This window comes from Anabaena sp. CCY 9402-a (assembly GCF_963920945.1).
Lineage (GTDB): Bacteria > Cyanobacteriota > Cyanobacteriia > Cyanobacteriales > Nostocaceae > Trichormus > Trichormus minutissimus.
The window spans coordinates 1-12,334 of sequence record NZ_CAWUDL010000051.1; the positions used below are offsets into that span (position 1 = coordinate 1).

The window sequence follows — 12,334 nt, forward strand, 5'->3', positions numbered from 1 at the left end:
TCAATCAGACTCCCTTTTTTTCTTGAACATGACCGATTTAGTCTAAACTCCAGTCCCACGCTTTGCGCGAGAAAATTTTTTTAGTTCATGTGTAAGAAATTAGAGTAATACACGATGTTGGCAATTTTAGTAAGTGTATCAGCGATAATCTAGATTCCCGACTTTTTGAAAAAGTCGGGAATCTAATTTTTCAGCGATGATTCAGGTTGTCTTGGCTGGCTTGCAGCAACGCCTAAGTATAGGATGAGTAAAAGTATAATCACGATGCAATCATGAATGAGACGCTCCCAATAATACAATAGAGCAGGTCAATTCGTTAATTACTTGAGTCGTCACCTCACTAACGGCAAATCCACCTGTTGTCCGATAACGAACAGCACGCAACACCGCTAAATCAAAAGCTGAGGCTTCGCGAATAATTGCTTTAGCAACATCATCATCTCTAATTGTTTTAATCTCTATATTCACTTGTACCTGACTGTTAGTGACAATATCAGACAATTGTGATGCAAACTGTTCTACCAGAGGTACAGGCGTATTCAGGGCGCATACGTGTAATAATACTACCTCCCCTTGATTACTATCAGCCAAGATTTGAGCAAACCGTAAAGCACCTACAGTTTGCGGCATTAAATCCCCTACTGGGACTAAAATTCTGCGGATTGTGCTGGGGCTATTTAACAGACGTGCTACCGCTACTGGACAATGAGATGACCAGAAAACACTATCAATTACACTACCAAATAAGCGAGCGCGTAAACCCGTGGTTCGAGACCAACCCATCAACACTAAACTAGCATTTTGTTCGCGGCTGGTGCGGCTAATGCCTAAAGCTACATCATCATCAATCCGAATAGCAGTTAGCACTTCCACATCGAACTCTTGACTAATATCTTTAGCAAATTTCAATCTTTGCTGACTCTTTTCTAGTGCTATTCCTAATTGTGGATCATCCATATGTACATGAGCTTGAGCAATCGCTAATGGCATGATCCGCCCTGATTCATGACGCGCTAGTAATGCTGCCATTTCTATCAGATATCGCTGGGTTTGTGGGTTATAGATTGGTACTAATACGGTAAAGGGATAGTGATTTTCTTCTACTAGATGTTCCTCAACATTTCCCCACCAAATGGCTGGGCTATCTGTGTCTAAGTCTGCTGGAGGAAGTTGTAAGGAAGTGGCAAACCTAGCTGTAATTATTGGCCCTAAAATTGCTGTCACCAACATCAAAACAATTACACTATTTAAGACACCTTCATCAATTAACCTTTCATTCGCACCATTCATACTTTGATAGGCAACTAATGTCGCTGCTAATGTAGCTGCTACCTGTGGTAGTGACAGTGACCACATTGTTAGTAGTTCCGCAGTATTATAACGATAAATCAATTTGGCTAAGAATGCGGCTAAAAATTTGCTACCAATTAGAGCTACAACAATAAACAAAGTCAGCCAAAAGGAAGAAAGAGTTTTAATAAAGGCAGGAATGTTAATCAACAATCCCATATCTACGAAAAAGCAAGGGATAAATAATACACTACCAATAAACTCAATTTTTTCCTTGACAGGGCTACGTCCTACAACATCATTAACAGCTAAACCTGCTAGAAATGCACCAACAATTTTCTCTATTCCAATTATTTGCGCCCCAACAGATGCTAAAAATAATGCTAGTAAAATGAACAAAAACTGATTACTTTGTTCATCTCCAGAACGACGAAAAAATTCTTTACCTAACCAGTCAAAGCCAAACAGAACAATAAGTGAGTAAATTGCTAGCCCACCTAACAAAGTTAATAAACTTAAGGTTGTGAATTCTCCGCTATGAATTCCGACACAAATTGCTAGCACTAGCAATGCACCTGTATCAGTGAAGATCGTCGCACCAATTGTCACTGTCACAGCTTCATTCATTACTACTCCTAGGCGGCTCACAATTGGATATGCTAAGAGGGTATGAGAAGCTAATAAAGAACCAATTAATACAGAAGCATTCCAGCTAAAATTAAATATTCGTCCTACCAGAATGCCAGCAATCATTGGCACTAAAAATGTTAAAATTCCAAATCCAATTGAGCGATTTTTAGTCTTCCGAAATTGTTCAATATCAATCTCTAACCCTGCCACAAACATTAAATAAATTTTGCCGATATCCGAAAGTAATGTGATAGTGTCAGAATCTGGGTCGAGAAGCTTTAATCCACTTTGTCCCAAAATTACACCAGCTAATAGTAGTCCTACTAATCCAGGTAATCTTAATCTCTCAAATATCGGCGGTACAGTAAAAATTACTGTCAGAAGTATTGTAAACGCAATAATAGGAGTATCGGTTAGTAAGTTAGAACCCATATGTAATTATGATGATTGTCTGTAGGTTAAAATCTGTCTAAAAAACGATTTTTTGCCAAAATTTACCAGGTACAATACTTACATTAATTTAGAAAGCCTGAAAAAATGAATAGGCTTATAATAACAAACCTTATTCACTTTTAATTTAATTGATAGACTAAATAACAGATTAGTAACCTAAGTAAGAATTAGTATCAGAAGTAGTTAGATATAGCTGTTATCAAGTATTTTTACCCATCAATCAGCACAGAGGCTAATTCAATAGAGATAATTTGAGAAAAATCTGGAAGAGTGTTCTTGTTGTTGACTATCAATGATAATTTTAAGGATTGAGAACCCTTAAAAATCGAAGTTTATGAACGCAGCCGACGATAAAACCATTGTTCGTGAGTATTTCAATTCCACAGGGTTTGACCGATGGAGACGGATTTATGGCGATGGCGAAGTCAATAAAGTCCAGCTAGACATCCGCAACGGCCACCAGCAAACTGTGGATAGTGTTATCGAATGGCTGAAAAATGATGGCAATTTAGCAGAGTTATCAATCTGTGATGCTGGTTGTGGTGTGGGTAGTCTGAGCATTCCCTTAGCTACAGCAGGTGCTAAGGTCTATGCCAGCGATATTTCGGAAAAAATGGTAGAAGAAGGTAAACAAAGAGCCTTAGAAGCCTTGGGAAATGCCGAAAATCCTACCTTTGCTGTCCAGGATTTAGAATCTTTAAGTGGCAATTATCACACTGTTATTTGCTTAGATGTCTTGATCCATTATCCCCAAGATAAAGCTGATGAGATGATTTCTCACCTCTGTTCTTTGGCTCAGTCTAGAATCATTCTCAGTTTTGCGCCTAAAACCTGTGCTTTGACTTTGCTCAAAAAAATTGGCAGTTTCTTTCCTGGTCCAAGTAAAACAACCCGCGCCTATCTGCATCGTGAAGCTAATGTCATCAAAATTTTAGAAAGCAATGGCTTTGCTATCCAAAGGAAGGCTTTTACTAAGACTAGTTTTTACTTCTCTCGCATTTTAGAAGCTACACGCCAACAATAAACTACTCACCGCTAGATCAGGCGTACCTGATTTAGCGGGAGGTTTTGAAATAGAGGTGACAGGTGATAGGTGACAGGTGACAGAGTAGAAAGAGAGTGTTTTTTGATTTTTTGCTAGTGTTTAACGGCACTAGTGGGAGATTTTTAACAAATAGGGGTTTAGGGGAAGGAAAGGTTTAAGAAGTTGGGGAGATTTTTGTGATGAATACCCTTAGTTACCTTGAGATGCTGTATTTAGCGTCCCGGCTGTGACAATCACCAGATTTTCTGGCTTAATTAAATCTTGAATTGCCTGCTGTATTTCAGCCATATTGACTGACTGAATGCGCTGGGGAAATTCACGGATTTCTGTTGGTGATAGTCCCACGACTGCATTATCTAAAATGATGCTGGATACATCACTAGGGTTAGCTAAATTCACAGGATAACTGTTGGTAATTGAACGTTTGGCGGTGTTTAATTCGGCTTCAGTGACTCCTTGTTGGCGTAACTGTTTGAGTAATGCTAAGGTGCTAGCGATCGCCTGATTAGCATCTCCTGGTGCTGTCTGCATTTGAATGACGAAGGGGCCAGGATTTATCCCCGCAGCAAAGCCGCTATAAATACCATAGGTCAAACCTAGGCGATCGCGCACTTCTGTACCTAAACGACTGGATAAGGTATCACCACCCAAAATCTGATTCAGTACCAATGCTGCATAGTAACGGGGGTCTTTGCGAGAAATACCGTTGTAGCCTATGTAAGTTACAGCTTCGGCTTTACCTGGAATCGCCTTGTTAATGCGGGTCAAAGTTGGCGGTAATGATACTGTTGGTGATTTCAGGGTACGCGGTTGACCAATAGCTTGCCATTTCCCCAGGGACTGATTGAGTAACTCTTTTACCTGCACTGGGTCAAAATCACCCACTAAAGCCAGTGTTGTCGTATCTGGTCGGTAATGGTTGCGATAAAAGTTCACCACATCATTACGAGTAATACTGTTTAAACTTTCCGCCGTTGGGAAGCTGTGGAAGGGGTGATTTGCTGGGTAAATTGCTTGCTGGAATACTCTTCTACCTAATCCGCTAGGATCATCTAATTGGGCTTTGAGGCTAATTAATGCCCTTTGGCGGCTGAGTTCTAGCTGGTCGTTGGGAAAGGCGGCATTTTGCAGCACATCTGCTAGAGTTTGCATGATGATCGGCAGATTTGCTGATAACCCTTGACCACTGATATTAACACCTTCACGTCCAGCACCAAAATTTAAGCTAGCACCTCTGTCTTCTAGAGTTTGCGCCAAGGTGAGAGCATCTTTTGTCTTTGTCCCATTCATTAAATTAATAGCTGTGAGACTGGCTAATCCTGCTTTGGGATTACCATCAAATTCACTACCCGCGTCAATTTGTCCACTTAAGTTAATTGTAGGGACACTACGGTCAGGTAATAGCAACACCCGCAAACCATTGGTGAGAGAAAGCTGTTGTGGTAAAGATTGTTTGTTGGTATCTGTAGATGTGGTGACAGGAGGCAGATATTTAGCCAATTCTGCCGGGTCTACGGGTTTACCGGGGTCGAAGTTCTCTACAGTACGACCAGAACTAGCATCGGTAGTTCCGGCTTGACCATCGAGTTGGGTTGGTTCAAAATAGCCGATGGTTTGTTTTGCGGGATTGAGGTAAGTTTTCGCGACTTTTTGAATATCAGCAGGGGTGACTTGAGCGATCGCAGCTAAATATTTTTCAATATAGTGATAATCTCCGGCGATCGTTTGGCTGTATCCCAATTGGTTAGCTTGGCTGGTGATGTCTTGATTACCCAGCACAAACGCTGCTTGTAGTTGCGTCTTTGCTCTGTTCAATTCGCCTGGGGAAACTGGCTGCTGTTGCAGTTTGGATAGAGATGTTTGCAATACCTCAGTAATTTTGGCTAGTTTTTGTCCTGGTGCGGCTGTAGCAGTAATTTCATACCAACCCGGTTCGATCAGTTCCACTGCACTACCACTTATAGAACTAGCCAGACCAGATTCCACCAAAGCTTGATAAAGTCTAGAACTACGTCCACCCGTGAGAATGGCATCCATGACATCAATTGCTGGGACATCAGGATGATTGATATCAGGTAAAGGATACACCGCTTGCAATAACGCCGCACTTCCAGGTTCTTTCAAAACTATCGGTGCTTTACTAGCAGTATTTTTATCCAGTTCTTTCCTTATCCCCTTGTCCTCTTGATCTGTCCGTGGTAATTTCCCAAAAGTTGTTTGCACTACATTTATTGTAGGTTCTGTAGCAAAATCTCCTGTGATGACCAAGGTGGCATTATCTGGACTGTAATATTTTTGGTAGTAATTCCTTACCTGTTCTAGTGTGAATTGTTCCACATCGGCTTTTGTCCCACCCACAGGTAAGCCATAGGCGCAGTTAGGAAAAGCATTTCGCATGACTGCCCGACTTAAACGATAATTGGGTGAGTTTTCATATCCCTGCAACTCCGAGATCACCACTCGTTTTTCACTAATTAATTGTTCTGGCTCTATCAAAGCATTTTTCATGCGGTCTGCTTCTAGAGTCAGCAAAGCTTCTAGTTTGTTTCGTTCTACCGTACCAAAGTAAGCCGTTTCGTCGTAGCTGGTGAAAGCATTAAACTGACTACCCAAAGCACTAAACAACCGCCCAAACTGCACCGGACGGTCTGTAGTTCCCTTGAACATTAAATGCTCAAGCTGGTGGGAGATACCGTTTTCTCCCTTGGCTTCATTCCGTGAGCCGACTTTATACCAAACCTGTACACTCACTACTGGCGCAGTATGCACTTCTTTGGTGAGTACAGTTAAACCGTTATCTAATACTGTTTTCTGCACTCCTTGAGTAAAAGACAAACCAGACACGGGTGTAACGGCTGGTGTGGGTGTGGCTGCGATCGTCAAATTGCTCGCCACAGGCAAAATACTCAAAAGGATGCTGAGAAAGAAACCTATCAGCATATATGGGCGGAGTTTCATAAGCGGTTTACATTCTTAAGTTATCAAACCCGGCGGTTGACAGTTTCTTAAGTGTAACTAGCGATCGCGCAAACATGATTTTAGCGCGATCGCTAGTTTTGCCGATTGTGTGTAATTTGTTCATGCGAAAAAGCAATAAGTAGATAAACAAAATTAATTACACAAAGTTAAGCCATGAAACCCTTATCCAGAATAGAAATTCATGTGTAAATAATTCTGTGCGATTACTTACTAGCAGGTAAATCAGGGTTATCCCGTCCCTGAATCAGTTGTAAAATTCGTACAGCGACGGACAAAGCTAATACAGTCAGTCGTTGAATGGCAGCAATGGACTCAAGCTGAGTGGCTTCGAGATTTAATCCCGCAGTTTTGAGGGTGGCAAAAAGTTGTTCAATTCGCCATCGCCATGTGTACCATCGAATCACCCGTAGTGCTTGTTCTAAACAAATGACTTGGTGGGTGGTGAGCAATCGCCAATGAATCGGTGCTTCACCTGGTCATCTTACCCAGAGGCAAGTGTGGGTAGTTCACAAGAATTTTCTACCTAGATAGAGGTGATTCTGCTAAAACTATAAATTTGCTGAGTCTCTAAACGATCGCCTACTACAGATGGTAATTCTCCATCTAGAATTATTTGCCGATCTAGCTGCACTTGCAAGTTACTTAGGGGGTCACTACCAGAAGAGATCAAAAATTCTAGTTTCTGGACGTAAGGTAATGCCGCTAAGTTATCCAAAATTGGCAAAATGGCTTGTATATAAGGATGCCCAGCTTGCTGATACCAATCACCATCTGCTACTTTTGCTTGGTCAAAACCTAAGTGTACTGTTAACGATGGCTCATCAAATAAAGCGATCGCCAACGGACGTGCTTCTTCCTGCAACAATAAATCATAGCTTTTGGCTAAATGCCGCAGTTTCTCTAGGCGTTCGTAGCGTTTTGTCACCAATTGCGGGTCATCTTGCCAGTGAATTGCCACTGTCACCAAATAGGTCTGTAACAGCATATGACCCAGCTTTTTGGCTTTAGTCGCTAGGTAATAGGAATTGTAATCATTGCTTTCAATTAACAATGGCACGCGATCGACAACTTCCAATCCGTAGCCTTTAACCCCCGCAATCTTCCGAGGATTATTGGTAATCAGGCGAATCTTTTTTATCCCCAAATCCATGAGGATTTGCGCCCCCATCCCGTAGTCCCGCAGGTCGGCGGGGAATCCTAAACGCTCGTTGGCTTCTACAGTATCCAGTCCCATATCCTGTAAGGAGTAGGCTTTGAGTTTGTTAATCAAGCCAATACCCCGTCCTTCTTGGCGGAGGTAAACCACCACACCTTGACCAGCTTTTTCAATCATATTTAGTGCGGCTTGTAACTGCATCCGACAATCACAGCGCAAAGAACCTAAAGCATCACCTGTGAGACATTCTGAGTGCATCCGCACCATCACCGCCTCATCCCGAAAGTTAGCGGGGTCGCCTTTAACAATGGCAACGTGTTCTGTATTATCTAGGGTGTGACGATAGGCGTAAATATCAAACTGACCGAACTGACTAGGTAGCTTAGTGACCACTTCTCGATATACCAAGCGATCGTGTTTGAGGCGATAACTAATTAAATCGGCAATACTAATAATTTTCAGATTGTGGTGTTTTGCATACTCAATTAACTGGTGTAACCGCGCCATTGAACCATTAGGGTTTTGAATTTCACAAATTACCCCGGCTGGATATAGTCCGGCTAATCGAGATAAATCCACAGCCGCTTCCGTGTGTCCGGCGCGTTTGAGGACACCACCAGTTCTAGCCCGCAACGGGAAAATATGCCCAGGACGGCGTAAATCTGAAGGTTTTGTGGCTGGGTTGAGAGTTATTTGAATAGTGCGGGCGCGGTCATCGGCTGAAATCCCAGTAGATACGCCTAAATGCGGACTCGCATCGATACTGACAGTAAAAGCCGTTTGGTTAGGATCTGTGATATTTGTCACCATCAAGGGTAAATCGAGTTCATCCAGGCGATCGCCTGTCATCGCCAGACAAATTAATCCTCTGGCTTCTACCGCCATAAAATTAATCATGTCAGGCGTAGCAAATTGAGCCGCACAAATCAAATCGCCTTCATTTTCTCGATTTTCGTCATCTACCACTACAATGGCACGACCAGCCTTGAGGTCTGTCAAGGCAGCATCAATAGAATCAAACATAAAAAGGGAGTAGGGAATGGGGAATGGGGTGTGGGTGTAGAAGTCTAGCTTGCTTCCCGTAGGGTTAGGAGAGGGAAGAAATCGGGGGTGAGGTTTGAGATTAAGTTGCACACAGAGTTAATTAGTAATCGTAATGTTTTTTAATAATTTCTTATTGTAGATTGTAGCTCCTTTGTGCAGCAGAGATATAGACTAGCAATGTTTCGTTGACATAGAGAAAATTCTATAGTCTTGAAAAAGGGAGTAGGGAATATGGGTGATTTCCTGTCCCCTATCCCCTGTCCCCTACTCTCATAAGTCATCAATACCATTAAAATTGGGCTTTAGTGCTGTGAATTTGAATATGTTTTGGTGCTGGTTTTCTGTGGCGTTTTGTTCAGTTTCGCCTCTGGTAGCTAGTAGTTGATAGATAACGACAGATTAGATTAACCAAAAGCGGATGAGGATTTGAGATCATGGGTAATTTTAGGCGCGTACCCGTTGGGATTGTTGGCGCGTCAGGCTATGGCGGAGTGCAACTAGTACGGTTACTAATGGAGCATCCAGAAGTCGAACTAGTCTATTTAGGAGACGAGAACAGTACCGGTAAGCCTTTTACGTCTGTTTATCCCCATCTGGTTAATGCGGTGAAATTGCCAATTGAAGCAATAGATCCCGAAATAATTGCCCGCCGATGTGAGGTAATATTTCTTTCACTGCCGAATGGTCTAGCTTGCCAAATTACCCCAACATTACTAGAAAAAGGATGTAAGGTAGTGGATCTGAGTGCGGACTATAGATTTAGAAATTTGGCAACCTATACCAGTTGGTATGGCAATAACAGAAGTGATCACACCACAGCAGCTAATGCAGTGTACGGATTACCCGAACTTTATCGCGATCGCATTGCTGATGCTCAACTAGTTGCCTGTCCTGGGGCTTATCCTACAGCCAGTCTGTTAGCACTTATACCACTCTTCAAACAAGGCTTAATCGTCCCCGAAACCGCAATTATTGATGCTAAATCTGGTGCATCAAGCGGCGGTAGACAAGCCAAAACTCACTTATTATTAGCGGAAGCTGATAATTCCCTAGCTGCTTATAGCGTTGCCCGTCACCGCCATACTCCAGAAATCGAGCAAATTTGTAGTGAACTGGCTGGTCATGAAGTTACGGTACAGTTTACCCCCCATCTTGTGCCGATGGTGCGGGGAATTTTAGCAACAGTCTACGCCTCACTCCGCGATCCTGGTCTTGTAGGAGATGACTTAACTACAATTTATACAGCTTTTTATCGTAATTCCCCTTGGGTAAAAATTTGTGAAACTGGGATATATCCTCATACCAAATGGGCAAGCGGTAGCAATATTTGTTACATGGGTCTAGAAGTTGACCCGCGAACTGGCCGAGTGATTGTGATGTCAGCTATAGACAACTTAATCAAAGGACAGGCGGGTCAAGCAATTCAGTGTCTCAACATTATGATGGGTTGGGACGAGACATTAGGGTTGCCCAAGTTGGGGTTTTATCCTTAGTCAGTGCTGAGTGCTGAGTGCTGAGTGCTGAGTTAAAAAATTACTCATTACTCATTACTCAGGACTCACTTTGGCCCTAAACCTACAGCACCAGCATAAACTGCGCGATCGCCTAGTTCATCTTCAATACGGAGTAAACGGTTGTATTTAGCTACCCGTTCACTACGACACAGAGAACCGGTTTTGATTTGACCTGCACGAGTGGCGACGGCTAAATCAGCAATTGTAGTGTCTTCAGTTTCACCAGAACGATGGCTAATTACTGACCGGAAACTGTTCCGAGTTGCCAAGTCAATTGTTTCCAAAGTCTCAGTTAGAGAACCAATTTGATTGAGTTTAATCAAAATGGAGTTACCGGCTTTTTCTTGGATGCCTTTTTGTAAACGAGTAGCATTAGTTACAAACAAGTCATCCCCAACCAATTGCACCTTTGAACCAATCTTTTGGGTGAGTAATTGCCAATTTTGCCAATCTTCCTCATGTAAACCATCTTCAATGGAGACAATCGGGTATTGGTCAACCAACTGCGCTAAATAATCAATAAACTCTGTTGGTGCGTGAAGTTTACCATCATAGACATACTGCCCATTCTTGTAAAACTCACTAGCAGCCACATCCAAAGCTAAAGCCACTTGTTCCCCTGGCTTGTAACCAGCCTTCTCAATAGCAGCTACCAGCAATTCCAAAGCTACTTGATTAGATTCCAAGTTAGGGGCAAAACCACCTTCATCACCGACACCAGTCAGTAAACCCTTATCATGCAGCACTTCGCTGAGGGTAGCAAATACTTCCGCACCCCAACGCAACGCTTCCCGGAACGAAGATGCACCGATGGGGACAATCATAAACTCTTGAAAGTCTACGTTATTAGAAGCGTGCGCCCCACCATTAATGACGTTCATCAAAGGCACAGGTAGCAAATTCGCTAAAGGATTACCCAAATAGCGGTAAAGAGGAATCCCCAAAGATTCCGCCCCAGCTTTTGCAGTCGCCAGGGAAACTGCCAAAATTGCGTTTGCGCCCAGGTTAGATTTATTCCCTGAACCATCCTGAGTAATCATTGTCCGGTCTATCAGTTCTTGGTCGAGGGCATCCAAGCCAATTAACTCTGGGGAAAGTATCTCATTGACGTTGTGTACTGCCTTGAGTACCCCTTTACCACCGTAACGGCTTTTATCCTTATCTCGTAGTTCATGGGCTTCAAAAGTCCCTGTAGAAGCACCACTAGGAACTTGTGCTAGTCCCATAGCACCATTTAGCAAATGTACTTCTGCTTCTATCGTTGGTCTACCCCGCGAGTCGAGAATTTCGCGGGCGACAATTGCCTCAATAGAAGTATCTACAATGTTACTACTCATTAGTTTTTGCTCCTTCTTACCGTTGATCGCACAAAATCTATTAGCTCAACCCAATCGCTAGCATATGCTCTGAGGCGAACTATCGGCTGAGATTAAATGAAGATTTCCAAAGATTAGGTCATCGATGTCTAATAGACGGACTTTGGATTTTCGATTATTTGTTGATCAATAGTCAATAGTCACGTCGCTGCGCTCCGAATTCAAAATTCAAAATCTTGCCCTCTCAAGGTAGGCTTCCGCCATGAGTTTCGACAAGCTCAATTTCCGCGTCAGCCGAACGGTAAAAACCCCAACGCCAGTTCTCTCTGTAAAATGTTGGCAGGTGAACACACTCAGAGAAAAGGTCTATATGCGCTTACTACATACAATGCTACGGGTTGGCAATCTTGAAGAGTCTTTGAAATTCTACTGTGACGTGCTGGGGATGAAGTTACTGCGGCGGAAAGATTATCCCAGTGGGGAATTTACTCTGGCGTTTATTGGTTATGGCGATGAAAGTGACACAGCAGTCATAGAACTAACCTACAACTGGGGAGTAGACAAGTACGAATTAGGGAATGCTTACGGTCATATTGCCCTAGGGGTAGATGATATCTATGGAACTTGTGAAGCGATTAAAAATCTTGGCGGTAAAGTAGTGAGAGAACCGGGTCCAATGAAACACGGTTCTACAGTGATTGCCTTTGTGGAAGACCCAGACGGATACAAAATAGAACTAATCCAACTAGGTACTCAAGGCTCAACAGTGAAACAGGAATCATCAGAACAACTTGTAACTCAGTAATTCACAGATTGGGACTGGGGACTCAGTTGGGTAGGGTGCGTCAGTATGAATAATTTCTGAGTATAGTTAGGTTCTATCGCACTGACGCACCCTACAGTTTGG

Annotated in this window: 7 protein-coding genes and 1 pseudogene; 3 read left to right on the plus strand and 5 right to left on the minus strand. The window is 42.8% G+C overall.

Annotated elements, in window-relative coordinates:
* Window positions 1-270: 270 nt before the first annotated feature.
* Window positions 271-2,352, minus strand: a complete 2,082-nt coding sequence (locus ACM0OR_RS18400; RefSeq protein ID WP_414577878.1) for a cation:proton antiporter — start codon at window positions 2,350-2,352, stop codon at window positions 271-273.
* A 355-nt stretch (window positions 2,353-2,707) separates the two neighbouring features.
* On the opposite strand from ACM0OR_RS18400, the gene bchM reads away from it, so the two are divergent.
* The gene (bchM, locus tag ACM0OR_RS18405) at window positions 2,708-3,397 is read left to right on the plus strand and encodes a magnesium protoporphyrin IX methyltransferase (RefSeq protein ID WP_323269109.1); all 690 of its coding nucleotides are present in this window, start codon (window positions 2,708-2,710) and stop codon (window positions 3,395-3,397) included.
* Window positions 3,398-3,607: 210 nt separating this feature from the next.
* Here the strand turns inward: bchM and ACM0OR_RS18410 are convergent, their stop codons facing one another.
* The 3 genes and pseudogenes from ACM0OR_RS18410 to ribBA all read right to left on the minus strand — a co-directional run bounded on the left by ACM0OR_RS18410 (window position 3,608) and on the right by ribBA (window position 8,576).
* Window positions 3,608-6,376, minus strand: coding sequence for a M16 family metallopeptidase (locus ACM0OR_RS18410; RefSeq protein WP_414577879.1), 2,769 nt, complete (start codon window positions 6,374-6,376; stop codon window positions 3,608-3,610).
* Window positions 6,377-6,609: 233 nt separating this feature from the next.
* Window positions 6,610-6,870, minus strand: a pseudogene (locus ACM0OR_RS18415) (transposase); the annotation flags it as partial.
* Between the two features lie 50 nt (window positions 6,871-6,920).
* Window positions 6,921-8,576: a bifunctional 3,4-dihydroxy-2-butanone-4-phosphate synthase/GTP cyclohydrolase II gene (gene ribBA, locus ACM0OR_RS18420; protein WP_414577881.1), complete on the minus strand. Its 1,656-nt coding sequence runs from the start codon at window positions 8,574-8,576 to the stop codon at window positions 6,921-6,923.
* A gap of 455 nt (window positions 8,577-9,031) precedes the next feature.
* On the opposite strand from ribBA, the gene argC reads away from it, so the two are divergent.
* Window positions 9,032-10,090 (plus strand): N-acetyl-gamma-glutamyl-phosphate reductase, encoded by a 1,059-nt coding sequence (gene argC / locus ACM0OR_RS18425; protein WP_414577883.1) that lies wholly within the window; start codon window positions 9,032-9,034, stop codon window positions 10,088-10,090.
* 65 nt (window positions 10,091-10,155) lie between these two features.
* Here the strand turns inward: argC and eno are convergent, their stop codons facing one another.
* Entirely contained in the window at window positions 10,156-11,448 is a 1,293-nt protein-coding gene (gene eno / locus ACM0OR_RS18430; protein WP_414577884.1) for a phosphopyruvate hydratase, read from the minus strand.
* Between the two features lie 349 nt (window positions 11,449-11,797).
* Here eno and gloA point away from each other — a divergent pair, with 349 nt between their 5' ends.
* Window positions 11,798-12,232, plus strand: a complete 435-nt coding sequence (gene gloA / locus ACM0OR_RS18435) for a lactoylglutathione lyase (RefSeq protein WP_190703284.1) — start codon at window positions 11,798-11,800, stop codon at window positions 12,230-12,232.
* The last annotated feature ends 102 nt before the right edge of the window (window positions 12,233-12,334 follow it).